This window comes from Actinoplanes sp. NPDC004185 (assembly GCF_053603475.1).
The window spans coordinates 1-25,558 of the sequence record NZ_JBSGFR010000044.1 but is presented as its reverse complement, the minus strand read 5'-3'; the positions used below and the strand labels follow the sequence as shown (position 1 = coordinate 25,558).

The following is a 25,558-nucleotide window of genomic DNA, read 5'->3' as shown; positions in this document are numbered from 1 at the left end:
CGCGGGTGTGTCCGGGTCATCGGCGTGCGGCCGCGCCGGCCAGCAGCCGCATCGCGTACGGGGCATCGTGCTTGAGGTAGCGCCCGGCCAGCCGCCCCGGGTCCGTCCCCAGGCGGTGGGCCCACTCCAGGCCGGTCTTCTGCATCCAGCGCGGCGCCCGCTCGACGTCGCCGGCCACGAAGTTGACTGCCGCACCGCAGCCGATGAACCAGGCCCTCGGCAGCTCGGCCCGCAACCGGTTGATCACGCCCTCCTGCTTCGGGAAGCCCAGCCCGACGAAGACCAGGTCGGGTTCCGCCCCGGCCACCTTGCGGCACAGGTCGGCGAAGGACTCCTCGTCGCGCTCGAAGCCGTACGGCGGGCACATCGTCCCGGCGATCCGCAGCCCCGGGCACTCACGCGCCAGGCGGTCGGCGGCCCGGGTGGCACCGTCCTTGGTCCCGTCGGCCGCCGGTGTGCCGCCGATGACGAAGATCGATCGGTGGTCGTGGGCCAGGCCGCGCGACAGCGACCAGATCAGGCTGCTGCCCGCGACCCGCTCCGGCAGCGGGGTGCCGCTGAGCTTGCTGGCCCAGACCAGGGGCATGCCGTCGGCGACCACCAGGTCGGCGTCGTCGAGGTAACCACGGACCTCGCTGTCCGCCTGGGCCTGGCGCAGGATATCGACGTTCGGGGTCAGGATCCGGCCGCCCCGGCCCGCGTCGATGGCCTCGCGGACGACGGCCACCACCTCCTCCTCGGTGATCCGGTCGAATCCCGTGCCGTCCAGATGCACCCGGTCGAATGCCTCGATTGTCATGTGACGCCTCCTTCACCCTTGTTCGCTCGTTATAGGAGCGAAACGAGCGAAGGTGGGCCAAAGTGGCACGGGTTCTTTATTTGGGTGGATTAGGACGAAGCGGAACGACGCTCGTCGAGCGCCTCCTCGGCGAGCTGCCCTCCGTGTGCTCGCTGGGCGAGATCGTCCACCTCTGGCAGCGCGACATCCGCGACGACGAGCGGTGCGGCTGCGGCGCCCGCTTCTCGGCCTGCACGTTCTGGAAGCGCGTCGGCGAACGCGCCTTCGGCCACTGGGGCAATGTGGACGTCGAGCGGGTGCACGCGCTGCGGGACGTCGTCGAGCGCACCCGGCACATCCCCCGCCTGGCCGGCGCCCAGTTGCCGCCGGCCCAGCGCGCCGACGTCCGCGAGTACGCGAGCTTCTACGCCCGGGTCTACTCGGCGGCCGCGGCCGTCTCCGGGGCCCAGGTGGTCGTCGACTCCTCCAAGCACAGCGCCCTGGCGCACGTGCTGCGCTGGGCCGACGACGTCGATCTGCGGGTCGTGCACGTGGTGCGGGACGCGCGCGGGGTCGCGTACTCGTGGACCAAGACCGTCGCCCGGCCGGAGACGGACGGCAGCCAGGAGATGACGCGCTACTCCCCCGGCCGTTCGGCCCTGCTGTGGAACGCGCACAACGCGGCCTTCGGGCTGCTCTCGCGCCGCGGCGTGCCGGTCCGCCGGATCCGCTACGAGCAGTTCCTCACCGACCCGCGGGCCGCGCTGCGCGAACTCGCCGGGTACGCCGGCGTCCCGGTCACCGACGCCGACCTCGGCTTCCTCGGCGACGGCTACGCCGACCTGCGGGTCGGCCACAGCGCGGCCGGCAACCCGATGCGCTTCAGCGTCGGCCGGCTGCCGCTGCGCCGCGACGACGCCTGGGTACGCGCACTGCCCAGCGGCCAGCGCCGGCTGGTCGGCGCGGTGTGCGCCCCGATGCTGCGCGCGTACGGCTACCCGCTCAACCCCGCAGAAGTGCCCCAGGAGGCGTGATGAACTGGCCGTCCGTCGGTGTCGTGATCCCCACCCGCAACCGTCCCGAGCTGCTCCGCAAGGCCATCGCCGGGGTACGCGAGCAGCGTTACCCGGGCGAGCTGAAGATCGTGGTGGTCTACGACCAGACCGAGCCCGACTACCTGCTCGCCTCCACCGACGGCGTTCAGGTGCTGGTGCTGACGAACTGGCGCACCTCCGGGCTGGCCGGCGCGCGCAACACCGGCATCCTGGCCCTGGACAGCGAGTACGTGGCCTTCTGCGACGACGACGACCAGTGGGCGCCGGACAAGCTGCGCCGCCAGGTGGCCGCCCTGGTGGCCGAGCCGGACTCGGAGATGGCGACCTGCGCGATCGAGGTCGAGTACGAGGGCCGGACCACCCCGCGGCTGGCCGGGCGCAGCCGGGTGACGGTCGACGAGCTGGCCCGGTCCCGGATGGCGATGCTGCACTCGTCGTCGTTCCTGATCCGCCGGGAGGCGCTGGCCGAGTCGGCCATCGGGCTGGTCGCCGAGGACGCACCGGGCAGTCAGAACGAGGACTGGGACATGCTGCTGCGGGCGGCCCGCCGCGCGCCGATCGTGCACCTGGACGAGCCGCTGGTCCGGGTCCTGTGGGGCCGCACCTCGCACTACGCCTACGAGTACGCGACCAAGATCTCGTCGCTGCGCTGGATGATGCAACGGCACCCGGAGATCAGCGGCTGCGGCCCCGGGGCGGCCCGCGTCTACGGTCAGCTCGCGTGCTGGTCGGCCGCGACGGGCAACCGGAGCCAGGCGTGGCAGTTCAGCAAGGAGGCGGTCCGGGCCAACTGGAAGGAGCCGCGGACGGCGATCGCCCTCGCGGCCATGACCGGCGCGGTGAAGGTGGAGAACGTGCTGTCGGCGCTGCACAAGCGGGGCCGAGGTATCTGACACACCACCTTTTGCGCACACCCGCTCAGCGGGTAGTGTTCGCACGTGTTCGAATTCGTGCGGTTATCCCGTCGTAGCGACGGTGAGTGCTGATGCTGGCGCAGCAGCGTCAGGCGGCGATCCTGGACCGGGTCCGGGCCGCCGGCGGCGTCCGCGTCAGCGAGCTGGCCAGCGAGTACGGCGTCTCCGACATGACGATCCGCCGCGACCTGGAGACCCTGGCCGACCGCGGCCTGCTGGCGAAGGTACACGGCGGCGCGACCACGGTGAGCCCCGGTTCGGCCCACGAGCCCGGCTTCGCGGCCAAGTCGGTGCGCCAGCGCGCCGAGAAGGCGGCGATGGCCATGCGCGCCGCCGCGCTGGTCTCCCCCGGTGACGCCATCGCGCTGTCCGCCGGCACCACGACCGCGGGCCTGGCCCAGCGGCTCGTCGACGTGCCGGCCCTCACCGTGGTGACCAACTCCATCCCGGTCGCCGACGTCTTCTACCGCGCGGGGCGCCCGGACCAGACCGTGGTGCTGACCGGCGGCACCCGTACCCCCTCGGACGCGCTGGTCGGCCCGGTGGCGGTCGCCGCGATCGGCACCCTGCACCTGGACATGCTGTTCCTGGGCGTGCACGGGATGAGCGAGCGGGCCGGCTACACGACGCCGAACCTCATGGAGGCCGACGTCAACCGGGCGCTGGTGGAGGCGGCCGAACGGCTCGTGGTGCTGGCCGACCACACCAAGTGGGGCACCGTGGGCATCTCCTCGATCGTGCCGCTGGACCGGGCCGACGTGGTGATCACGGATGACCAACTGGACGAGGCCGCACGTGCGGTCCTGGTGGAACAGGTTGACGAGCTGATGGTGGTAAGCGCCCAATGATCTCCCAGAGGACTGCGATCCGGCTCTCCGACGGCCGCGAGCTCATCTACTTCGACGAGACCGCGGACGCGGACCGTGGCAAGTGGCCGGACACCCGGCACCTGCCGCTCCCGCCCCCGACCTCCCAGCTGCGCTACGACCCGCTGGTCGACGAGTGGGTGGCGGTCGCGGCGCACCGGCAGACCCGCACCTTCCTGCCGCCGAGCGACAAGTGCCCGCTGTGCCCGTCGACGCCGGAGTTCGCCAGCGAGATCCCCGCGCCGGACTACGACGTGGTGGTGTTCGAGAACCAGTTCCCGTCGTTCAGCGACCGGGTCAAGCCGGATGAGATCACCGCGCTGACCGACATGGTCCCGGTCCGGCCGGGGGTCGGGCGCACCGAGGTCGTCTGCTTCACCAGCGACCACAACAGCTCTTTCGGCACACTGCCACCGGCCCGGGTCCGCACGGTGCTCGACGCGCTGGCCGACCGGACCACCGCGATGTCGGCGCTGCCGGGCATCGCCCAGGTGTTCCCGTTCGAGAACCGCGGCATCGAGATCGGCGTGACGCTGAGCCACCCGCACGGGCAGATCTACGCGTACCCGACGGTGCCGCCGCGCACCGAGGCCATGCTGCGAGCGGCGCGCAAGCACGCCGAGCGCACCGGCGGCCGCAACCTGTACGCCGACGTGCTGGCCGCGGAGCAGAAGGCCCAGGTCCGCGTGGTGGCGGCCAACGAGCACTGGACGGCGTACGTCCCGGCGGCGGCCCGCTGGCCGTACGAGGTGCAGCTGGCCCCGCACCGCCAGGTCGCCGACATCCCGGCCCTGAGCGACGCGGAACGGGACGCCTTCGGTCCGCTGTACCTCGACGTGCTGCGCCGCTTCGACGCGCTCTTCGGCAAGCCGATGCCCTACATCTCGGCCTGGCACCAGGCGGTGGTCGGCGAGGGCCGCGAGCTGGGTTACCTGCACCTGCAGCTGTTCAGCATCCGCCGGGCGGCGGACAAGCTGAAGTATCTGGCCGGCTCGGAGTCGGCGATGGGCGCCTTCGTCAACGACATCGTCCCGGAGGCTGCCGCCCAGCGGCTCCGCGAGGCGGTCTGACCCTCAGTCAGCCACGATGTTTTCTCGGGGCGCTCGGCGGCCAGCGGTGGTCGGGGGCGACCTGCCGGGCCACCTGGCGGCCGATGTCGCGCAGCTCGGCCACCTGCTCGGGTCGCAGCGCGTCGAAGACGTAGCGCCGGACCGCCTCGACGTGGCCGGGCGCGGCCTCCACGACCATGTCCCAGCCGGAGTCGGTGAGCACCGCCTCGACGAACCGGCCGTTCTCGGCGCTGGGCTCGCGGAAGACCCAGCCCCGCTGCTCCAGACGTTTGACCACGTTGGACAGCCGGGAGAGCGAGCCGTTCACGAACTGGGCCAGCTCGCTCATCCGCAGGCGCCGGCCGGGCGACATGGACAGGCCCGCGAGCACCAGGTACTCGAAGAACGAGATGCCGTTGTCGCGCTGGAGCTGGGCGTCGAACGCGCTCGGCAGCCGGAACATGAGCCAGGACAGGGCGAGCCAGGCATCGCTCTCGTCGCTCGACAACCATCGGGGTTCTTTCCGGCCTTCCACGGGATGCAGCCTACCGGCCCTGACCGGCGGACTTGACGTACGTCACTTCACGGTTGACTTCACGCTTGAAGCGCGTCATCGTTGACTTCAAGCATGAAGTCACATTCAACAAAGGGGACGAACCATGACGTTGTTCCGGCTGGACGCCAGCATCCGCGTCGACGGCTCGGCAAGCCGCGAGATCGCCGACCTCGTCGAGCAGGAGTGGCTGGCCGCACACCCGGGCGACCAGGTCGAGCGCCGGCACATCGGCGTCGACGTGCTGCCGGCCGACGCCTGGGGGCACGCGGTGGGCGCCGGCTTCGTCCCGCCCGAGCAGCGCACCGCCGAGCAGGCGAACGCGGTGAAGCTGGCCACCACCCTCACCGACGAACTGGTCAACGCGGACGCGGTGCTGCTGGCCGTGCCGCTCTACAACTGGGGCGTGTCCCAGCACTTCAAGACCTGGTTCGACCTGATCATGACGGACCCCCGCGTACGCGCCCCCGAGGGCCTGATCCCGGGCAAGCCGGTCGTGCTCGCCACCGTCCGCGGCGGCGCCTACGGCCCGGGCACCCCGAAGCACGGCTGGGACTACTCAACCCCGTACCTCCGCCGCATGCTCACCGAGCAGCTGGGCGCCACCCTCACCGTCATCGAGCGCGAACTGACCCTCGCCGGCGTCAACCCGGCCCTGGACTCCCTCCGAGACCTGGCCACCCAACTCCACCAGCAGGCCCTCAGTGCAGCCGTCGAAGCCGGCCGCGCCTTCGGCGTGAAGTAACCGCACCCAAAGTCGCACTTCGCCCGTCGGTGTCGAGGGCGCCAAAACAGGCTAGGCGCCCTTTGCCGTGGCCTGTTTTGGCGTCCTCGGCGCCGACCGCTCTGGGGCGAAGTGCCAGCCGAGCGGAGCGAGGCCATTTAACAGAGAGAGAGGGGGCGGGGGGCCCGGGACGAGGCCCCCCGCAGGGAAGGGACGGCAGGCGTCGATCGCCCACTGATCGCGCGCTGCTTCCAGAACCGGTCGGCGCCCGGGACAAGGCGGCCGGACCGGCGGGCGACTGGGAGCGCGACGCGACCGTCATCCGTTCTATCCAGAGAAACGACCGGCTCATCCGGGAGTTACGCGCTCTACCCCGCAAAACCTGTCCTAAACATCCCTTTTGCGAGGGTCCAGCTGCGCAAAAAGGCCGCCGGCAAGTGCGCGGCGGCCTTCGTGCGTGCGGTACGAGGTCAGGCGAGCTTGCGCGCCAGGTTCTCGTCCAGGGCGTTCATGAACTCGTCCGTGGTCAGCCAGGGGGCGTCCCGCGAGATGAGCAGGGCGAGGTCCTTGGTCATCTGACCGCCCTCGACCGTCTCGACGCAGACCTTCTCCAGCGTCTCGGCGAACTCGGTGACCGCCGGGGTGCTGTCGAGCAGGCCGCGGTGCTTGAGGCCGCCGGTCCAGGCGAAGATCGAGGCGATCGGGTTGGTCGAGGTCTTCTCGCCCTTCTGCCACTGCCGGTAGTGCCGGGTGACCGTGCCGTGCGCGGCCTCGGCCTCGACGGTCTTGCCGTCCGGGGTCATCAGCACGGAGGTCATCAGGCCGAGCGAGCCGAAGCCCTGCGCCACGGTGTCGGACTGCACGTCACCGTCGTAGTTCTTGCAGGCCCAGACGTAGCCGCCCTCCCACTTCATGGCGGCGGCCACCATGTCGTCGATGAGGCGGTGCTCGTAGGTGAGGCCGGCCGCCTTGAACTGGTCGGCGAACTCGGTCTCGAAGATCTCGGCGAACAGGTCCTTGAACCGGCCGTCGTACGCCTTGAGGATCGTGTTCTTCGTCGACAGGTAGACCGGGTAGTTGCGGGCCAGGCCGTACCGGAACGAGGCGCGCGCGAAGTCACGGATCGAGTCGTCGTAGTTGTACATCGCCATCGCGACGCCGCCGCCGGGGTAGTCCGCGACGTGGAACTCCATCGGCGCGGAGCCGTCCTCGGGCGTGAACGTGACGGTCAGCTTGCCCGGGCCGGGGGTCACGAAGTCGGTGGCCTTGTACTGGTCGCCGTGGGCGTGCCGGCCGATGATGATCGGCTTGGTCCAGCCCGGCACCAGGCGCGGGACGTTCGACATGATGATCGGCTCGCGGAAGACGACGCCGCCGAGGATGTTGCGGATCGTGCCGTTGGGCGACCGCCACATCTTCTTGAGACCGAACTCCTCGACGCGCGCCTCGTCCGGGGTGATCGTGGCGCACTTGACGCCGACGCCGTGCCGCTTGATCGCGTTGGCCGCGTCGATGGTCACCTGGTCGTCGGTCTCGTCGCGGTACTGGATCGACAGGTCGTAGTACTCGAGGTTGACGTCGAGGTACGGCAGCACCAGCTGCTCGCGGATCTGCTTCCAGATGATCCGGGTCATCTCGTCGCCGTCGAGCTCCACGACCGGGTTGTTGACCTTGATCTTCGCCATCGACCGGCGCTCCTCTCCGGGACACGTGCTTCTAGCAGTACGAGCGTACTGCAGGTCGGTGGAAGATCGCCTCCCGGCCTCGCCCTAACCCTCTCGCACGAGCCGGCCCCCGCCGCCAGAATGGCGGGATGTCTGCCACCCGGAAGATCGGCCCGCTCACCGTCACCGCGTTATCGGACGCCGAGGGACCGCATTTCGACCGGCGCGAGGACGCGCTGCCGGACGCCACGGCCGAGCAGTGGGCCGCGGCCGACGAGCGCGATCCGGGTGCGCGGACCGCCGACGGCCGCTGGTGGTTGCGCTTCCGGAGCTTCGCGATCCGGTACGGCGACAGCGGCCCTGTCACCCTGGTCGACGCGGGGATCGGGCCGGCCCACTCGCTCGCCGCCGACTGGGCTCCCGTGCCCGGGCACCTGCCGGCCGAGCTGGCAGCGGCCGGGATCGAGGCCGCGGACGTCGAGGCGATCGTGCTGACCCACCTGCACACGGACCACATCGGCTGGGCCGTCCCGGCTGACTCGCCGTTCCCGAACGCCCGGGTGATCGTGCAGCGCGCGGAGGTCGACGCCTTCGCCGCCGCCCGCCAGCAGGACACGCTGCTGCGGCCGCTACGGGACCAGGGGCGGTTGCAGGTGGTCGAGGGTGACACCGAGCTGAGCGCAGGCGTACGGATCGTCTCCACGCCCGGGCACACCCCGGGACACCAGTCGGTGCTCGTCGAGGAGGGCGGCGAGAGCATGCTGATCACCGGTGACCTGCTCGTGCACGCGGTGCAACTGGTGGATCCGAGCCTCGCCTACGGGCACGACATGGACGCGCAGCTCGCTCGGAAGAGCCGGGAAGCGGCGCTGGCCCGTGGCTCGTGGCTGGCGGTGTCACACCTGGGTCAGCCGTACTGCCGTACCGGAGAATGAAGAAGACCGGGACCGAAGCCCCGGCCTTCCCTGCAGCAAGATCAGAGCGAAGCGACGTCCGCCTGCTTGGCCCGGACCGCCTCGGCGGCCTCCTTGAGGCCGGCCAGCTCGGTGTCGGTGAGCTTCTCCTCGACGACCTTCTTGATGCCGTCAGCGCCGACCTCGGCCTCGACACCCAGGTAGACGCCCGAGATGCCGTACTCGCCGTCGACCCAGGCGCAGACCGGCAGCACGACGCCGGAGTCCTCGGCCACGGCCTTGGCCATGCGGGCCGCGGCGGCCGACGGCGCGTAGTAGGCCGAGCCGGTCTTCAGCAGCGCCACGACCTCGGCGCCGCCGTTGCGGGTGCGGACGACCAGTTCCTCGATCTTGTCGGCCGGCAGCAGGTCGGACAGCGGCTTGCCGTCGACCGTGCAGCGCGAGGGCACCGGCACCATGGTGTCGCCGTGCGAGCCGAGGGTGAGCGCCTTGACGCTCTTGACCGGCACCGCGAGGGTCTCGGCGATCGAGTTGGTGAAGCGGGCCGTGTCCAGCACGCCGGCCTGGCCGAAGACGCGGTTCTTGGGGAACTGGGTGGCGATCTGGGCCAGCGCGGTCATCTCGTCGACCGGGTTGGAGACCACGATGACCACGGCGTTGGGGGCGTACTTGGCGATGTTCTCCGCGACGGTACGCACGATCTTGGCGTTGACCTCGAGCAGGTCCATCCGGCTCATGCCCGGCTTGCGGGGCAGGCCGGCGGTGACCACGACGACGTCGGAGCCCTCGATGGCCTCGTAGCCCTCACCGTTCGGACCGGTGGTGACGCCGACGACCTTGGTCTCGAAGCCCTCGATCGGCCGGGACTGGTTGAGGTCGAGCGCGAGGCCCGCGGGCTTGCCCTCGAGGATGTCGGTGAGCACCACGGTGTCGAAGATGTCGTACTCGGCCAGACGCTGTGCGGTCGTGGACCCGTAGAAACCGGCGCCTACGACGGTGACCTTCTTGCCCATGTCTCTCACTCCCAGTCGGCGGGACGCTTTTTCCGGACCGTATCAGTCGGTTAACGGCGCATTACCGGGCAGGGCCGCCCGGGGCGAGGTAAACCACTGTTCAGGCACTGACCTTGGCGCCGTACGCGGTCGCGAACTGCACCGCCTGAGCCATGTCGATCTTCGTGCCGTCCAGTCGGAGGCCGTGCAGCGCCACCCCGTCCAGGTCGGCCCCGCGCAGGTCGGTGCCCTTCAGGACGGCGTCCTTGAGCCGGGCGTGCGACAGGTCGGCGCCGCGCAGGTCGGCCCGGGTCAGGTCGGCGCCGGTCAGGTCGGCCTCCCGCAGCCGCAGCCCGCCGAGCCTGGCAGCGGTGAGGTTCTGCCCGCGCAGCGAGACGAAACCCCAGTCGCCGCCGTCGATGGTCAGCGGCCGCAGTCCACAGTCGAGGAACTGCGAGCCGGTGAGCTTGCAACCGGTCACGGTGGCGTCGAAGAACGAGCAGCGCCGCAGCACGGACTGGGTGATCGCGCAGGTGGTCAGCTCGGCGGCGTTGAAGCGCACGTTGCCGAACTCGCAGTGCGTGAACGTGCACCCGGTCAGTTTCGCCTCGGACCAGTCGACGTCGTGGAACGCGCAGTCCTCGTAGTGTGCGCGTTCCACCTCGGCGAGGGCCCAGTCCTGGCCCGCGAACGTCTCGTTCCGGACGACGTCCATCAGTGGTAGAAGTGCCGCGTACCGGTCAGGTAGACGGTCATCCCGGCCTTCTCGGCCGCCTCGATGACCAGGTTGTCGCGGATGGAGCCGCCCGGCTGCACGACCGCCTTGACGCCGGCGGCGATCAGCACCTCGAGGCCGTCCGGGAACGGGAAGAACGCGTCGGACGCGGCCACGCTGCCCTTGGCCCGGTCGGCGCCGGCCCGGTTCACCGCGAGGTGCGCCGAGTCGACCCGGTTGACCTGGCCCATGCCCACTCCGACGGTCGCGCCGTCGTGAGCCAGCAGGATGGCGTTGCTCTTGACCGAGCGGATCGCCCGCCAGGCGAAGGCCAGATCCGCGAGCTCCTCGGCGGTGGCCGCCTCGCCGGTGGCCAGCGTCCAGTTCGCCGGGTCGTCGCCCTCGGCGTCGATGCGGTCGGACATCTGCACCAGTACGCCGCCACCGATCTGCTTGACCTCCGCGGGCGGCGGGTTCCAGGCCGGCGCCACGAGCACGCGCAGGTTCTTCTTCTCGCGGAAGACCGCGAGCGCCTCCTCGGTGAACGACGGCGCGACGATCACCTCGGTGAAGATGCCGTCGAGCTGCTGGGCCAGCTCCACGGTCACCTGCCGGTTGACCGCGATGACCCCGCCGAACGCGGACACCGGGTCGCAGGCGTGCGCCTTACGGTGCGCCTCGGCCACGTCGGCGCCGACCGCGATGCCGCACGGGTTGGCGTGCTTGATGATCGCCACGCACGGCTCGGTGAAGTCATTGGCCGAGCGCCAGGCGGCGTCCGCGTCGACGTAGTTGTTGTAGGACATCTCCTTGCCGTGCAGCTGCACGGCCTGGGCCAGCCCGGCCGGCGCGTTCGGGTCGAGGTAGAGCGCGGCCTGCTGGTGCGGGTTCTCGCCGTACCGCAGCGCGCTCTCGCGCTCGAGCGCGAGCCCGGCGAACTCCGGCCACTCGCTCGGCGCCAGCGTGGTGGCACACCAGTTGGCCACCGCCACGTCGTACTCGGCGATGTCGGCGAAGGCGCGGGCGGCGAGCAGCTTGCGCTGCGTCAGCGTGAAACCGCCGTCGCGCAGGGCGTCCAGGATCAACGGGTACGCCGCCACGGCCGTGACCACCGCCACGGACGGGTGATTCTTGGCCGCCGCACGGACCATCGCCGGCCCGCCGATGTCGATCTGCTCGACGCACTCGTCCACGCTCGCGCCGGACGCCACGGTCTCGGTGAACGGGTACAGATTGCTGACCAGCAGGTCGAACGGCTCGATGGCCAGCTCGGACAGCTGCGCGGCGTGGGTCTCCAGCCGCAGATCGGCGAGCAGGCCGGCGTGCACCTTGGGGTGCAGCGTCTTGACCCGGCCGTCCAGCGTCTCCGGGAAGCCGGTCAGCTCCTCGACCCGGGTCACCGGGACCCCGGCGGCCTCGACGGTCGACGCGGTGGAACCGGTGGAGACCACCTGGACGCCGGCCGCGTGCAGCGCCTGCGCGAGCTCGACCAGGCCGGTCTTGTCGTACACGCTCAGCAGCGCCCGCTTGACGGGACGGCGACCCTCAGCGCCACTACCCAAGCCTGGACTATCAGTCGGCGGAGCCGCGGTCATGGGATGGAGACCTTCCTGTCGGTGATGGTCCAGCCTTCGCGGACGAGCCGGCCGACGTACTCGACCAGCTGCCGGCGCTCGGCTTCCTTGATGCGCTCGGTCAGCGTCTCTTCCGTGTCGTCGTCGAGCACGGGCACGCTGACCTGGGCGATGATCGGGCCGGTGTCGACGCCGGCGTCGACGAAGAACAGCGTCGCCCCGGCGATCTTGACGCCGTAGGCGAGGGCGTCGCGCGGGCCGTGGATGCCCGGGAACGACGGCAGCAGCGCGTTGTGGGTGTTGACGTAGCGGTCCCCGAAGGCGGCCAGGAAGTCCCGGCCGACCAGCTTGAGGAAGCCGGCCGAGATGACCAGGTCGGGCTTGTGCTCGGCCACGTGGGCGGTCAGGGCGGCGTCCCAGTCGTCGCGGGTCGGGTAGGCCTTGACGGAGTCGACGAACGTCGGCACACCGGCGGCGGCCGCACGGTCGAGCCCGGCGATCCCGTCCCGGTCGGCGCCGACGGCCACGACCTTCGCGCCGTACGCGGGATCCGCGGCGGCGTCGAGGAGGGCCTGCAGGTTGCTGCCGGAGCCGGAGACGAGGACGACCAGGCGGGCGGGCGCGGGGTCTGTCACCCGAGCACCCTATCGTCGTGGCCGCTGACGACGGCAAACGGGTCGTTTCGAGGACAGCGGAAACGGCTGATCATCAGTTAGGCTGCGGGCCGCTCACGTGATGGTCCACGTGCGCCCGATCTGCACACCACCGCATTGCGCGGATTTATCTGGAGGATTCGCCCGTGACGCCACCGCCCTACTACGGTCAGCAGCCGCCCGCAGCGCCGGGCAACGACAAGGTGACGCTCTGGGGCGTCCTCGGCATTGTGTTCGCCTTCTGCTGCTGGCCCCTCGGCATCGTCTTCGGCGTGCTGAGCCTGCTCGAGGCCCGCAAGGTCGGCAAGAAGCCCACGCTCGCCTACGTGACCTTCGGCGTCATCGTGCTGGCCCTGGTCATCAACATCATCCTGGCCGCCACCGGCGCGCTGGGCGACCTCATGTCGTCGAACTCCTGACGATCTGAGCGGCACCACCGCAAGGGCGTCCCGGCCACGGCCGGGGCGCCCTTCGCGCATCCGGCGGCAGTCCGATCAGCGGCGGATCCCCGCGGATCAAGAGCTTGATGTCGTGCGTCCGTGCATGGTGCCGACCGTCGCTCCCGCCGAATGCCAGGTCCGTGCTCCCCCAGGACGGTGGTCAGCAGGCCGGGGATCCGGCGGCGGGCGCAGGCCGGGTCAGCCGCGGGCCGGGGCGCGGAAGGCGCGGCCCGCCGCTGCGCCGATGCAGGCCGAGACCGTGACCACCATCGTCGCGATCAGGGCGACGTGCCACGGGACCGGGCCGATCTCGGAGAGCCGTCCGTCGCCCAGCGGCCCGCCCGACATCCACGACAGCACGCCCAGCACCAGCCCGGCCACCGGACCCGCCAGGGCCGCCGCGCCGAGCACCAGCGACCAGCTCGGCTCGACCGGCGCCGGTTCGCCCGGGGTGCGCCCGTGCACCAGGTGCCCGTCGACCACGTGATGCAGGTTCACCAGCCGCCGGGTCAGCAACCAGCCGGCCGCCATCGCCGCCAGCACGGGCACCGCCAGCAGCGCCGCGCCACTCGCGCCCATCGGGCCGTCCGGCAGGCCGGCCAGCAGCGGCACGGTCGGCAGCGGGCCGACGGTCACTTCGGTCACCCGTACGGCGGAGTCGGCCCCCAGCAGGAAACCGGGGCCCAGCAGGTACGCCGCCGACCAGATCACGCCGTTGGCGCCGTACGCCAGGCTGACCAGGGTGATGCCGGCCTGCCCGGCCACCCCGGTCCGGTACGCCGAGATCATGTCCGCCGCCTGTCCTCCGCCGACCGCCACGGACAGGCCCGCGAAGGCCGCCCCGGCCGCCAGCACCAGCAGCGCCGCCACGACGCCCGTGCGGAGGCCGTGGCGCAGCGCCGGTGGGATCCGGCGGGCCGTCACGACCAGTGCGTCGGTGCTGCGCAGCGTGCCGATCAGGGAGAACACCAGCCCGGCGAGGAAGAAGTGGAACGCCGCCCGGCCCGCGGACACCTCGGTGCCCTTGCCGTTGACGAGCACCGCCGCCAGGGCGCCGAGCAGCGCGTACCAGATGCCGATCATGCCGGCGACGAGCAGGGCGACCCGGGGTGAGCCGCTGCGGCGGGCGCCGATCGCGCGGATGACGTGCAGGCCGGCGCGGTTGAGGCGCCAGCCGGCCAGCAGGGTGAGCAGCAGCGGCGCCAGGCCGAGCGGGCCGATCGAGGTGCCGATCGGGACGCCGTGGCCGAGCAACCAGCCGGCCAGCCCGGCGTGCGTGGCGCCGCCCAGGCCACCCTGGCCCTCGAGCGTGCGGGCCATACCGATGACCGCGGCCACCGGCACGTACGACACCAGGGCGGCCCAGCAGGTCGCGAAGGCGGCCGCCACCGGCAGCGGGGCGCGGCCCGGCCCGGGCGGCGGGCGGCGCTGGCCCGGGAGCTTGACCGTCTGGTGGTTGCCCGGATCGATCCGCACGGTGGCGCGGTCGCCCGGGTCGACGCGGACGGTGGGGCGCTCGGGTGCCGACGGGCGCACCGTGACCGTCTCGCGGGCGGCAAGGTGAACGGCCTCGGCGGCCTCGAACTGATCCTCCGAGCCGGCGGGTCGACCGTCGCGACGGTCGGGGGTGGTCGGCATCGCGGCCTACTTTTCCACGCCGGACGGCCTGCGGCGACGCAGAAACGGCGACGCGCCGCACATCGACCGCCGGAAAGCCCCGCATCCGAACGCCTGTGCGCACCCGGGCACCGGCAAACCACCCGAAACGATCGCTCTCGGAGCCGCAATCAACGCCATAAGGGACGCATCGCTACCCGTACGCGGGAGGTGGCCCACTGCCGAGGACGGTCTCCGGGGCCGGGCGCGGCGAAAAGCCACCGGACACAGCGACGCGCCGCGGTCCGGACGTGAACCGTCCGGGCCGCGGCGCGCCTGTGGCCGTACCAATGTCAGCTCATGACCTCGCGCATGAGCCGCGCGGTCTCGCTCGGGGTCTTCCCGACCTTGACGCCGGCGGCCTCGAGGGCCGCCTTCTTGGCGTCGGCGGTGCCCGCCGAGCCGGAGATGATCGCACCGGCGTGGCCCATGGTCTTGCCGACCGGGGCGGTGAAGCCGGCGATGTAGCCGACGACCGGCTTGGTCACGTTGTTGGCGATGAACTCGGCCGCGCGCTCCTCGGCGTCGCCGCCGATCTCACCGATCATCACGATCGCGTCGGTCTCCGGGTCCTCCTGGAAGGCCTTGAGCGCGTCGATGTGGGTGGTGCCGATGATCGGGTCGCCGCCGATGCCGACCGCGGTGGAGAAGCCGATGTCGCGCAGCTCGTACATGAGCTGGTAGGTCAGCGTGCCGCTCTTGCTGACCAGGCCGATGCGACCGCCCGGGGTGATGTCGGCCGGGATGATGCCGGCGTTGGAGGCGCCCGGCGAGGCGATGCCGGGGCAGTTCGGGCCGATGATCCGCGTCTTCTGACCCTGGGCGATGTTGTGCGCCCAGAAGGCGGCCGAGTCCTGCACCGGCACGCCCTCGGTGATCACGACGGCCAGCGGCATCTCGGCGTCGATCGCCTCGAGCACCGCGCCCTTGGTGAACGCCGGCGGCACGAAGATGACCGACACGTCGGCGCCGGTCTCCTTCATCGCCTCACCGACGGACGCGAAGACCGGCAGCGACGTGCCGTCGAAGTCCACGGTCGTGCCGGCCTTGCGCGGGTTGACGCCGCCGACCACGTTGGTGCCCGCGGCGAGCATCCGGCGGGTGTGCTTGGAGCCCTCCGCGCCGGTCATGCCCTGGACGATGACCTTGGAGTCCTTGGTGAGCCAGATAGCCATGTCGTCACTTCCCCGCAGCTGCGAGCTCGGCGGCACGCTCGGCCGCACCGTCCATCGTGTCCACCCGCTGCACCAGCGGGTTGTTGGCCTGGTCCAGGATCGCCCGGCCGGCCTCGGCGTTGTTGCCGTCGAGGCGCACCACGAGCGGCTTGGTGACGGCCTCGCCGCGCTCACCGAGCAGGGCCAGGGCCTGGATGATGCCGTTGGCGACCTCGTCGCAGGCGGTGATGCCACCGAAGACGTTCACGAAGACCGACTTGACCGCCGGGTCGCCCAGCACGATCTCCAGGCCGTTGGCCATGACCTGGGCGCTGGCGCCGCCGCCGATGTCGAGGAAGTTGGCCGGCTTGACGCCGCCGTGTCCCTCGCCCGCGTACGCGACCACGTCGAGCGTCGACATGACCAGGCCGGCGCCGTTGCCGATGATCCCGACCTCGCCGTCGAGCTTGACGTAGTTGAGGTTCTTGGCCTTGGCCGCCTGCTCCAGCGGGTCGACCGCGGACTGGTCGATCAGCGCCTCGTGGTCGGCGTGCCGGAAGCCGGCGTTCTCGTCCAGGGTGATCTTCGCGTCCAGCAGCAGCACCCGGCCGTCGCCGACCTTGGCCAGCGGGTTGACCTCGACCAGCGTCGCGTCCTCGGCCACGAAGGCCTGCCAGAGCTTCACCGCGATGTCGACGATCGGCTCGGCGACCTCGGCCGGGAACTTGGCGGCGGCGACGATCTCGCGCGCCTTGGCCTCGGTGACACCCTCGTTGGCGTCGATCGCGATCTTGGCGACCCGCTCCGGGTCCTCCTCGGCGACGGTCTCGATCTCCATGCCGCCGGCCACGGAGGCGATGCAGAGGAAGGTGCGGTTGGCCCGGTCCAGCAGGTAGGAGAAGTAGTACTCCTCCTTGATGTCCGCGGTCTCGGCGAGCATCACCTTGTGCACGGTGTGGCCCTTGATGTCCATCCCGAGGATGTCCGTCGCGCGGGCCTCGGCCTCGTCCGCGCCGTCGGCCAGCTTGACGCCGCCGGCCTTGCCGCGGCCGCCGACCTTCACCTGCGCCTTGACCACGACCTTGCCGCCGAGTCGCTCGGCGATCGCGCGGGCCTCCTGCGGGGTCTCGGCGACGCCGCCGCCCAGCACGGGCAGCCCGTGCCGTTCGAACAGGTCGCGCCCCTGATACTCGAACAGGTCCACGTGTCTCCTTTCGCTCGCGACGCTTGCCCCGGCAAGCCGCGTACCCGCGTCCCGACCTGATGTCCGCGGCGCGTCGTTGCGTCGCCGCCAGCGTGAGAGAAATGTCGGCCCTGAGGCCTCATTTCGCAGCCTAGCCACCTCACCACCGGGTGCGCCGCCGCGGGTGCACGGTGTGCAAGACCACACAGCCGCCGGGCTACGTCAGCGGCACGCGTCCCGCGGCGAAATAGGCGACGGCCTGCAGGATCTCCTGCTCGCTCTTGTCGGCGTAGTTGAGCGTCGCGGTGAAGCCGGTGCCGAACGCGGCCTGGGTGACCATGGAGTCGAAGGCGGTGAACGCGCCCAGCTTCTGCTCGGCCCGCGGGTCGCGGGGAGCCACGCAGAGCATCTTCTCCAGGCTCCAGCGCCGCCGGGAGATCATGCCGATGGCCTCCCAGGGCAGCCAGATCGCCTGGCCCCGGCTCGGCCGGGTCTTGATCCACAGGCCGGCGGGCCCGACCGCGAGCACCGGGCCGCCGCCGGCGAGCAGCCAGATCTGCAGGCCGAACAGGCCGGCGAAGACGACGCCGATCACCAGGAAGAGCACCAGCAGGGCGAGGCCGTTGTCGGAGCCGATCGCCCCGAGGCCCAGCACGCAGCCGAGGATGGCCATCAGGCCCAGGAGGAAGCTGCCGAAGACCAGGACGCGCTTGCGGACGCTGGGCCGGACGATGAAGGGCTGGTCCTCGGGAATGCGCGGGACCACGGGGTAGGGCTGCACGGTGCGAGAGGCTACGCGGACCCGCGCGAAAAAGTCGTCCCGAGTCGCGTAACCCGGGTTCGGGGGCGTCGTTGAGTGTGATGTCGGAGCGCTGAGCGATGACGAGAGCGGCCGATGCCCTGTCGGTCGAGGGGTGGCGGCGGGGCATCGTGCATAGAGAGGCCGGACGTGTGAGGGGTGCGTCCGGCCTCTCCCTTAGTTCTTATTGACTCTTTGCGGTTGTCCGGTCACGCCACTGGCGTGGCCACATTGGCGCGTACCCATTCGATGATGGATGCGGTTGTGGCGCCCGGCGTGAAGATATGGGCCACGCCCATCTTCTCCAGCTCGGTTATGTCGTCGGCCGGAATGATGCCGCCGCCGAATACCACGATGTCGGCCGCGTCACGTTCCGCGAGCAGTTCCAGCACTCGCCGGAACAGCGTCATGTGCGCCCCGGAGAGCACGGACAGCCCGATGGCGTCCGCGTCCTCCTGGATGGCGGTCTCGACGATCTGCTCGGGCGTCTGGTGCAGGCCGGTGTAGACGACCTCCATACCGGCGTCCCGCAGCGCCCGCGCCACCACCTTGGCGCCCCTGTCGTGGCCGTCCAGCCCTGGTTTGGCGACGACGACCCTGATCCGTGCTTGCATCTGCGACCCCTTCGGCACTCACCGGCTGCACTGCCGGCCGACCCGGAAACTGCCACCTGAACGAACGGTAACCCGGCGCGGTTGAACCGAGGAAGCCGCCGCTCCGTACTACCCGCCGGCGCCAAGACCATCAGGACCCCGCAGGCAAGCACCATTTAACGTATTCCACGTCACATGACTTTGCGTTAGAACCGCAGTTACGGAGAGCCAGCACTCTTTCACCTCAGAATTGCCACCAACTCGGACATTCGCGTCCTAATGCCGACAGCGAACTGTCAGCGAATTGGCGCTGCGACTTGTGACCGGCGTTGCGTTTCGTTACCGTGGCCCACGGCTGTCAACCGGTTAACGCCGGACCGACCGCTCGGCAAACCACCGTTCAGCATCTGTTCCCCGCCCGGTGGCTGCCGCTCTTTGCCACCGACGGAGGGTTGTTCGTGCGTCAGCGCTTGTCGTCTGAGCCCGACCGCTATCGCGGCCGTCGCCGCGTTCCCACCCCTCCGCGCAGCCGCTATGCCGTCGTCGTCACGTCGGCATTCGTCGGCGCCGGAGTGGTCGCCCTGGGAGCCGCCTCGCAGCTCCCGGACGCGAAGGCCGTCAACCCCACGGTCCTGCAGAATCTCGAAGCGGCCTCGTCCGTCGACAACACCCTGGCCGAGCGCACCGCCGAGGGCGAGCGCGCCTCCCGTGGCGAGGACCGGCAGAGCAGCACCAAGATCTCCGAGGAGCAGGCCGAGGCCGAGGCCTGGCTGCTCCCCCTGAACGACTACCAGTTCACCTCCGCGTACGGCGTCCGTTTCGGCAAGCTGCACGCCGGCATCGACCTGGCCGCGCCGGAGGGCACTCCGTACATGGCCGTGCACGCCGGTGAGGTGACCTCCGCCGGCTACCAGGGCGGCTACGGGTACGCGATCACCATCAAGCACTCCGACGGCACAGAAATGATCTACGCCCACTCCCGGCGGCTGCTGGTGAAGAGCGGCGACAAGGTCAAGGCCGGCCAGGTCATCGGTGAGGTCGGCAACACGGGCTACTCGTACGGCACCCACCTGCACCTCGAGGTGCACGTCAAGGGCGCACCGACCGACCCGATCGTCTTCCTGCGCGAGCACGGCGTCGACATCAAGCTCCGCATCGAGTCGGTGTACGGCGACCTCGCCGCCTCCTGATCCCGCTCCACCCACCGCCGGACCGCTGCTGGTCCGGCGGTTCTTCATGTGTGCAACTGTTTCGCAACCGGGCCGGTTGCACCGGGCGCGCTCCCCTCAAGATCCGCAGGACGGTGCCGACAGGCAGGTGTCGGACACCGAGACCTGGAGGATCACCCCGCCGTGCAGCATCGAGCCAACCGGAACGTCCGCGGCCGCCACCGCCGAACGACGCCGCTGCACAGCCACCGCGCCCCCAGCACCGCGGTCGCCGAGAAGGGCCGCTACGCCGTGGCTGCCGCCCTGGTCGCCGGTGTGGGCGTGGCCGGCCTGACGACGGCCACCGACGGCGCCTCGTCCTCCCCAGCGGCCGCAAAGACCCGTCAGGCCGCCGCACAGGCAGCCGTGGTCCCCAGCATGCCCACCCCGGCCCCGACGCCCACGCTCCCGCCGTCCCCCACGGCTTCGCCCACCCCGGTCGCATCGTCCCCGTCCGCCACCGCAGCCGGCGTCCAGCTCGTCGACGAGGGCGTTCCGTTCGTCCCGCAGGCCCGCAAGGAGAAGCCGCTGCCGCTGTGGGTGAACCCGATGCCGGAAGGCGCGACCACCTCCTGCTTCGGCCCGCGCTGGGGCCGCCTGCACGCCGGTGTCGACCTGGCCGCGCCGGACGGCACCCCGATCGGGGCCGCGGGCGCGGGCGTCGTCGTGGCCGCCGGACCCGCCGAGGGCTACGGCAACGCCGTGCTGATCGACCACGGCAACGGCTACCTCACCCACTACGGGCACATGTCGGTGATCACCACGACCGTCGGGCAGCATGTCGCGGCCGGGGAGCAGATCGGCAACGAGGGCTCCACCGGTCACTCGACCGGCCCGCACCTGCACTTCGAGGTGCACCAGGGCAGCTACAAGAACCCGATCGAACCGACCGCCTGGATGCGTGAGCACGGCGTCGACATCCCCGGCTGCGCCACCCCGGCGACCCAGCCCTGACTTCCCGCCCCCGGCGCGCCGGAGGACCAGCTGCACGAAGCGCAGCCGGCCCTGGAGCGGGGCGCTAGATCTTCTCGATCGGGGCGTGCCGCAGGACCAGCCACATGACCTGGTCGCCGAAGTCGATCTGCGCGCGGGCGCCGGGACCGTGGCCGTCCACGGTCACCACCCGGCCCAGGCCGTACCGCTGGTGGTTGACCCGGTCGCCGGCCGCCACCTTGGGTGTCTGCTTCATCTCGCTCGCGGTGGTCAGCCTGCTCGCGTCCACGCCGAGACGCTGGGCGAGCTGCTGCGCCTTCGGGGTGCCGCCGGAGAAGCCGCCGCCACGCCCGCGGTCACCGCCGCCACGGCCGCCGACGCCGCCGCCCGTGCCCGACCAGGACGTGTACGACCCCGCCGTACGCTCCCAGCGCACCAGCTCGCTCGGCAGCTCGTCGGTGAAGCGTGAGGGCGGGTTGTACTGCGGCTGGCCCCACGCCGACCGGGTCACCGCGCGGGACAGGTAGAGCCGCTGGCGGGCGCGGGTGATGCCGACGTACGCCAGCCGCCGCTCCTCCTCCAGCTCGGTGTTGTCCCCCAGGGCCCGCATGTGCGGGAAGACACCGTCCTCGAGACCGGTGAGGAACACCACGGGGAACTCGAGGCCCTTGGCGGTGTGCAGCGTCATCAGGGTGACCACACCCTGGTGATCGGGATCGTCGCTGGGGATCTGATCGGCGTCGGCGACCAGCGCCACCTGCTCGAGGAAACCGGCCAGCGTCGCGGCCGGCGCGTCCTCGTCCTCTGCGGCCTGGGCCTCCACCCGCTCGGTGTACTCCCGGGCGACGCTGACGAGCTCCTGGAGATTCTCCACCCGGCCCTGGTCCTGCGGGTCGAGGCTCTCCTCCAGCTCGGTCAGCAGGCCGGATCGCTGCAACGCGGCCTCCAGGACCTCCTCCGGCGGCGCGGTCAGGGACATCTCCCGCAGGTCGTCGAGGAGCTGGACGAAGTCGGCGATGCTGTTGGCCGCGCGGGTCGAGATGCCCGGGGCGTTCCTGGCGCCGCGCAACGCCTGGCCGAACGAGATCCGGTCGCGGGTGGACAGTGCCTCCACGCACGCCTCGGCCCGGTCGCCGATGCCACGGCGGGGAGTGTTGAGCACGCGGCGGATGCTGACCGTGTCGTCGTCGTTGACCACCGCGCGCAGGTAGGCCAGCGCGTCGCGGACCTCCTTGCGCTCGTAGAAGCGCACCCCGCCGACGACCTTGTACGGCAGGCCGACGCGGATGAACACCTCCTCGAAGACGCGGGACTGCGCGTTGGTGCGGTAGAAGACCGCCACGTCACCCGGGCGGACCTTGTGGTTGTCGGTGAGCCGGTCGATCTCGCGGGCCACCCAGTCGGCCTCGGCGTGCTCGGTGTCGGCGACGTACCCGACGATCTGCTCGCCGGCGCCCTGATCGCTCCACAGCCGCTTGGGCTTGCGGGAGGTGTTGCGGTCGATGACCGCGTTGGCCGCGGACAGGATCGTCTGGGTGGAGCGGTAGTTCTGCTCCAGCAGGATCGTGCGGGCGTTCGGGTAGTCGCGCTCGAACTCCAGGATGTTGCGGATGGTGGCGCCGCGGAACGCGTAGATCGACTGGTCGGCGTCGCCCACCACGCACAGCTCAGCCGGCTCGACCTCACCCTCGGCCGGCCCGACCAGCTCCTTGACCAGCATGTACTGGGCGTGGTTGGTGTCCTGGTACTCGTCGACCATCACGTGCCGGAAGCGGCGGCGGTAGACCTCCGCGACGTGCGGGTGCGACTGCAGCAGGTGCACGGTCGCCATGATGATGTCGTCGAAGTCGAGGGCGTGCGCCTCCTTGAGGCGGCGCTGATACAGCACGTACGCCTCGGCGACGGCCCGCTCGTTGGGGCCCTTCGCCCGGTCCTTGAACTCCTCGGGCTCGACCAGCTCGTTCTTCAGGTTCGAGACCTGGGCGGCCAGGCCGCGGGCCGTGTAACGCTTCGGGTCCAGGTCGAGCTCGCGGGCGACGAGCTGCATCAGCCGCCGCGAGTCGTCCGCGTCGTAGATGGAGAAGGTGCTCTTCAGCCCGGCGTGCTCGTGCTCGGCCCGCAGGATGCGCACGCAGGCGGAGTGGAAGGTCGACACCCACATCAGCCGGGCCCGGGGACCGACGAGAGCGGCGACCCGCTCCTTCATCTCACCGGCGGCCTTGTTGGTGAAGGTGATGGCGATGATCTGCCCGGGATGCACGTCCCGCGCGGCCAGCAGGTAGGCGATCCGGTGGGTCAGCACCCGGGTCTTGCCCGAACCGGCACCGGCGACGATCAGCAACGGTGATCCGGCGTGGGTCACCGCGTCGCGCTGCGGGGTGTTGAGCCCGACCAGCAGCGACTCCGGATCCGGCCGGTGGGCCTGCGGCCGCCGGGGCGCACCCTCCTGACCAGGAGATTCAGCCACCTGGACAGGCGGCATGGCAAACAGGGGCTGGGAGTTTTCCGGAAGGGCTCGCATCGCCGGACAAGTCTATGCCGCACCCCCGACAATCTTCCTCGACGGTGCGCAGCGGTTCGCCGCAACCAAGCTGTCATCCCCAAGCGGTAGCGCTGACCAGCATCGATCCAGCAGGCTGAGCACGTTGGTTGATCCGTAACCCGACCGGGAGACCGAATACTATGGACCACCCCCGCCGCCGCGGCTGGGCCGTGCTGCGTCATCTCGCCGTACCGGCCCTCGCTCTGGCCGTCGTCGCCACCCTGCCGACGACGAAGCCCGACGCAGCACCGGCCACCACGCCCGTCGCCCAGTATCTGCCGGGCATGGCCCCGGCCAGCGTGTCCTACGGACTGTCCGGCAAGACGGTCAAGGGCCAGTTCCTCAGCTACAACGACTTCCACGGCGCCATCGACCCGCCCGGCGGCAGCGGCGCGGCCGTCAACGGCACTCCGGCCGGCGGCGTCGAATACCTCGCGACCTACCTGCGCAAGCTGCGGGCCGACGCCGCCGCCGAGGGCCGCAAGACCCTCACCGTCGGCGCCGGCGACCTGATCGGCGCGACCCCGCTGGTCAGCGCCGCCTTCCACGACGAGCCGACGATCGAGCTCATGAACGAGGTGGGCCTGCAGGTCAGCTCCGTGGGCAACCACGAGTTCGACGAGGGCGTCGACGAACTGATCCGGATGCAGCGCGGTGGCTGTCACCCCAAGGACGGCTGCCAGGACGGCGACGGCTTCGGCGGCGCCGACTTCACCTACCTCGCGGCGAACACCATCAACAAGAAGACCGGCCTGCCGATCCTGCCGCCGATCGACATCAAGTTCGTCAACAGCGTGCCGGTCGGCTTCGTCGGGCTCACCCTGGAGGGCACCGCCGGCATCGTGAACCCGGCCGGCATCCAGAACGTGCGCTTCGCCAACGAGGTCGAGACGGCCAACAAGTGGGGCGACCTGCTCAAGCTGTTCGGCGTCAAGGCTCAGGTGCTGCTCGTGCACCAGGGCGGCCAGCAGAACGTCTCCGAGCAGGTCCCGGTCCCGGGCGTCTCGGACTGCAACGCCTTCTCCGGGCCCATCGTGCCGATCGTCGCGGGCCTGAATCCCGAGTTCCGCCTGGTGGTCTCCGGCCACACCCACCGCTTCTACACCTGCACGCTGCCGAACTCCGCCGGCACCTCGGTGGTGACCAGTGCCGGCACCAACGGCCAGCTGATCACCGACATCGACTACGCGATCGACCGGCGCACCGGCCGGTTCGCCGACATCACCGCCAAGAACGTGGTGGTGGAGAACGGCGTCTCCGACGGCAAGGGCGGCTGGCTCAAGGACGCCGCCGGCGTCTTCCTGAAGAACCCGGCCACGGTCGACCCGAACGCCAAGAAGGTCGCGGACAAGTACCGCACCGCGGTCGCCCCGATCGCCAACCGCGTCGTCGGCACCATCACCGGCGACATCACCCGTACGGCCGGCGCCAACGGCGAGTCGGCGCTCGGTGACGTGATCGCGGACGCCCAGCTGGCCTGGACGAAGACCAGCGCCAACGCGCAGATCGCGCTGATGAACCCGGGTGGCATCCGGGCCGACTTCGACGCCGAGGCGTCGGCCGGCGGCGAGGCCACCGGCCAGGTGACCTACGGCGAGGCGTTCACCGTCCAGCCGTTCAACAACCTGGTGGTCACCCAGACCCTCACCGGCGCCCAGCTCAAGGACGTGCTGGAGCAGCAGTTCGTCGGCTTCGGCGGGCAGAGCACCCAGCGCATCCTGCAGGTGTCGGCGGGCTTCACCTACTCCTGGAACAGCACCGCCGCGCCCGGCTCGAAGGTGAGCGCGCTGGCCCTCAACGGCACCCCGATCGACCCGGCCGCCACCTACCAGGTCACCACGAACGACTTCCTGGCCAACGGCGGCGACGGCTTCACCAACCTGACGCTGGGCACGGGCCGCACCACGGCACCGGGCTTCGACGTCGATGCTCTGATCGGCTACCTCGGCGCGGGCACCCCGATCGCGCCGGGCCCGGCCAACCGGATCACCAAAATCGGCTGATCGGGCCGCGTCCCACGGTTCGGGCCGTTTCCTTGCGGAGCGGCCCGGGCCGGGTACATACTCGCTTCGTGATCCAGCAGGCGCGATTTTTTTACTACGGACCCGGAGCTCCGGCGACCGTAGGACGCGTCTGAACGACAGACCTACATCAAGCCCCGGGCTCCCGAGCCCGGGGCTTGATGCTGCCCGGGCCGGGCCGACCGGGACGTCAGCACCCGAGGAGCACGACATGAGCGCAGACCTGATGGACCAGCAGACCGGCGCCGGCGCCGAACCCGCCGCGGAGGAGATCAAGGCGATCCGCGAGCGGATCGACGAGATCGACCAGGCGCTGATCGACCTGTGGCTGGAACGTTCCCGCCTTTCCCAGCACGTCGGCCGCACCCGGATGGCCTCGGGCGGCACGCGGCTGGTCCTCTCCCGCGAGCGCGAGATCGTCGAGCGCTTCCGTGAGGCGCTCGGCCCGGACGGCACCCAGGTGGCGTTGCTCCTGCTGCGGGCGGGCCGCGGACCGCTCTGACGAAGCGGGCATACCCCTACAACGACACGCGCCGCCGGCATTTACCACCAGCTCGGCAGGGTTGCGCAGGAGCAGC

The 25,558-nt window shown here is 70.8% G+C and carries 24 protein-coding genes; 11 read left to right on the top strand and 13 right to left on the bottom strand.

Features of this window, described 5'->3' with window-relative positions; all coding sequences use genetic code 11:
* Nucleotides 1–16: 16 nt before the first annotated feature.
* Entirely contained in the window at nt 17–799 is a 783-nt protein-coding gene (locus tag ACWEOZ_RS34390; RefSeq protein WP_451914846.1) for a WecB/TagA/CpsF family glycosyltransferase, read from the bottom strand.
* Nucleotides 800–861: 62 nt separating this feature from the next.
* Here ACWEOZ_RS34390 and ACWEOZ_RS34385 point away from each other — a divergent pair, with 62 nt between their 5' ends.
* The 4 genes from ACWEOZ_RS34385 to galT all read left to right on the top strand — a co-directional run bounded on the left by ACWEOZ_RS34385 (nt 862) and on the right by galT (nt 4,683).
* Entirely contained in the window at nt 862–1,812 is a 951-nt protein-coding gene (locus ACWEOZ_RS34385) for a sulfotransferase (protein WP_451914845.1), read from the top strand.
* Nucleotides 1,812–2,726 (top strand): glycosyltransferase family 2 protein, encoded by a 915-nt coding sequence (locus tag ACWEOZ_RS34380; protein ID WP_451914844.1) that lies wholly within the window; start codon nt 1,812–1,814, stop codon nt 2,724–2,726. Before ACWEOZ_RS34385 ends, ACWEOZ_RS34380 begins: the two co-directional genes overlap by 1 nt.
* A gap of 92 nt (nt 2,727–2,818) precedes the next feature.
* The gene (locus ACWEOZ_RS34375) at nt 2,819–3,595 is read left to right on the top strand and encodes a DeoR/GlpR family DNA-binding transcription regulator (protein ID WP_451914843.1); all 777 of its coding nucleotides are present in this window, start codon (nt 2,819–2,821) and stop codon (nt 3,593–3,595) included.
* On the top strand, nt 3,592–4,683 hold the full coding sequence (gene galT / locus ACWEOZ_RS34370) for a galactose-1-phosphate uridylyltransferase (RefSeq protein WP_451914842.1): 1,092 nt from the start codon (nt 3,592–3,594) through the stop codon (nt 4,681–4,683). The genes ACWEOZ_RS34375 and galT overlap by 4 nt, the downstream gene beginning before the upstream one ends.
* Before the next feature lie 7 nt (nt 4,684–4,690).
* Here galT and ACWEOZ_RS34365 read toward each other — a convergent pair whose 3' ends face one another.
* On the bottom strand, nt 4,691–5,197 hold the full coding sequence (locus ACWEOZ_RS34365) for a MarR family winged helix-turn-helix transcriptional regulator (protein WP_451914841.1): 507 nt from the start codon (nt 5,195–5,197) through the stop codon (nt 4,691–4,693).
* Between the two features lie 124 nt (nt 5,198–5,321).
* On the opposite strand from ACWEOZ_RS34365, the gene ACWEOZ_RS34360 reads away from it, so the two are divergent.
* Nucleotides 5,322–5,960 (top strand): FMN-dependent NADH-azoreductase, encoded by a 639-nt coding sequence (locus ACWEOZ_RS34360; RefSeq protein WP_451914840.1) that lies wholly within the window; start codon nt 5,322–5,324, stop codon nt 5,958–5,960.
* A 449-nt stretch (nt 5,961–6,409) separates the two neighbouring features.
* Here the strand turns inward: ACWEOZ_RS34360 and ACWEOZ_RS34355 are convergent, their stop codons facing one another.
* On the bottom strand, nt 6,410–7,624 hold the full coding sequence (locus ACWEOZ_RS34355) for an NADP-dependent isocitrate dehydrogenase (protein WP_360817900.1): 1,215 nt from the start codon (nt 7,622–7,624) through the stop codon (nt 6,410–6,412).
* A 128-nt stretch (nt 7,625–7,752) separates the two neighbouring features.
* Between ACWEOZ_RS34355 and ACWEOZ_RS34350 the strand changes: the two genes are divergently transcribed.
* Entirely contained in the window at nt 7,753–8,538 is a 786-nt protein-coding gene (locus ACWEOZ_RS34350; protein ID WP_451914839.1) for an MBL fold metallo-hydrolase, read from the top strand.
* Nucleotides 8,539–8,579: 41 nt separating this feature from the next.
* Here ACWEOZ_RS34350 and mdh read toward each other — a convergent pair whose 3' ends face one another.
* The 4 genes from mdh to purN form a co-directional block, all read right to left on the bottom strand.
* Entirely contained in the window at nt 8,580–9,530 is a 951-nt protein-coding gene (gene mdh / locus ACWEOZ_RS34345) for a malate dehydrogenase (RefSeq protein WP_451914838.1), read from the bottom strand.
* 100 nt (nt 9,531–9,630) lie between these two features.
* Nucleotides 9,631–10,224, bottom strand: a complete 594-nt coding sequence (locus ACWEOZ_RS34340; RefSeq protein WP_451914837.1) for a pentapeptide repeat-containing protein — start codon at nt 10,222–10,224, stop codon at nt 9,631–9,633.
* A complete protein-coding gene (gene purH, locus ACWEOZ_RS34335) occupies nt 10,224–11,819 on the bottom strand; it encodes a bifunctional phosphoribosylaminoimidazolecarboxamide formyltransferase/IMP cyclohydrolase (RefSeq protein WP_451914836.1) in 1,596 nt (531 codons plus the stop codon). Before purH ends, ACWEOZ_RS34340 begins: the two co-directional genes overlap by 1 nt.
* The gene (gene purN / locus ACWEOZ_RS34330) at nt 11,816–12,433 is read right to left on the bottom strand and encodes a phosphoribosylglycinamide formyltransferase (RefSeq protein WP_360555999.1); all 618 of its coding nucleotides are present in this window, start codon (nt 12,431–12,433) and stop codon (nt 11,816–11,818) included. Before purN ends, purH begins: the two co-directional genes overlap by 4 nt.
* A 164-nt stretch (nt 12,434–12,597) precedes the next feature.
* On the opposite strand from purN, the gene ACWEOZ_RS34325 reads away from it, so the two are divergent.
* Nucleotides 12,598–12,870, top strand: coding sequence for a DUF4190 domain-containing protein (locus ACWEOZ_RS34325; protein ID WP_360556001.1), 273 nt, complete (start codon nt 12,598–12,600; stop codon nt 12,868–12,870).
* Nucleotides 12,871–13,089: 219 nt separating this feature from the next.
* Here the strand turns inward: ACWEOZ_RS34325 and ACWEOZ_RS34320 are convergent, their stop codons facing one another.
* From ACWEOZ_RS34320 to ACWEOZ_RS34300, 5 genes are all read right to left on the bottom strand, one after another.
* Nucleotides 13,090–14,529, bottom strand: a complete 1,440-nt coding sequence (locus ACWEOZ_RS34320; RefSeq protein ID WP_451914835.1) for a cell division protein PerM — start codon at nt 14,527–14,529, stop codon at nt 13,090–13,092.
* A gap of 311 nt (nt 14,530–14,840) precedes the next feature.
* On the bottom strand, nt 14,841–15,722 hold the full coding sequence (sucD, locus tag ACWEOZ_RS34315; RefSeq protein WP_451914834.1) for a succinate--CoA ligase subunit alpha: 882 nt from the start codon (nt 15,720–15,722) through the stop codon (nt 14,841–14,843).
* 4 nt (nt 15,723–15,726) lie between these two features.
* On the bottom strand, nt 15,727–16,905 hold the full coding sequence (sucC, locus tag ACWEOZ_RS34310) for an ADP-forming succinate--CoA ligase subunit beta (protein ID WP_451914833.1): 1,179 nt from the start codon (nt 16,903–16,905) through the stop codon (nt 15,727–15,729).
* 196 nt (nt 16,906–17,101) lie between these two features.
* Entirely contained in the window at nt 17,102–17,665 is a 564-nt protein-coding gene (locus tag ACWEOZ_RS34305) for a hypothetical protein (RefSeq protein ID WP_451914832.1), read from the bottom strand.
* Nucleotides 17,666–17,892: 227 nt separating this feature from the next.
* Complete coding sequence (locus ACWEOZ_RS34300) at nt 17,893–18,297, bottom strand: cobalamin B12-binding domain-containing protein (RefSeq protein ID WP_451914831.1); 405 nt, start codon at nt 18,295–18,297, stop codon at nt 17,893–17,895.
* A gap of 437 nt (nt 18,298–18,734) precedes the next feature.
* On the opposite strand from ACWEOZ_RS34300, the gene ACWEOZ_RS34295 reads away from it, so the two are divergent.
* Both ACWEOZ_RS34295 and ACWEOZ_RS34290 read left to right on the top strand, forming a co-directional pair.
* Complete coding sequence (locus ACWEOZ_RS34295) at nt 18,735–19,466, top strand: M23 family metallopeptidase (RefSeq protein WP_451914830.1); 732 nt, start codon at nt 18,735–18,737, stop codon at nt 19,464–19,466.
* Nucleotides 19,467–19,628: 162 nt separating this feature from the next.
* On the top strand, nt 19,629–20,438 hold the full coding sequence (locus ACWEOZ_RS34290) for a M23 family metallopeptidase (protein WP_451914829.1): 810 nt from the start codon (nt 19,629–19,631) through the stop codon (nt 20,436–20,438).
* A 64-nt stretch (nt 20,439–20,502) separates the two neighbouring features.
* Here ACWEOZ_RS34290 and pcrA read toward each other — a convergent pair whose 3' ends face one another.
* Nucleotides 20,503–22,938 carry a DNA helicase PcrA gene (gene pcrA / locus ACWEOZ_RS34285; RefSeq protein ID WP_451914828.1) on the bottom strand — a complete coding sequence of 812 codons (2,436 nt, stop codon included), beginning with the start codon at nt 22,936–22,938 and terminating at the stop codon, nt 20,503–20,505.
* Between the two features lie 161 nt (nt 22,939–23,099).
* Between pcrA and ACWEOZ_RS34280 the strand changes: the two genes are divergently transcribed.
* The gene (locus tag ACWEOZ_RS34280; RefSeq protein ID WP_451914827.1) at nt 23,100–24,962 is read left to right on the top strand and encodes a bifunctional metallophosphatase/5'-nucleotidase; all 1,863 of its coding nucleotides are present in this window, start codon (nt 23,100–23,102) and stop codon (nt 24,960–24,962) included.
* Between the two features lie 229 nt (nt 24,963–25,191).
* A complete protein-coding gene (locus ACWEOZ_RS34275; protein WP_203773738.1) occupies nt 25,192–25,482 on the top strand; it encodes a chorismate mutase in 291 nt (96 codons plus the stop codon).
* The last annotated feature ends 76 nt before the right edge of the window (nt 25,483–25,558 follow it).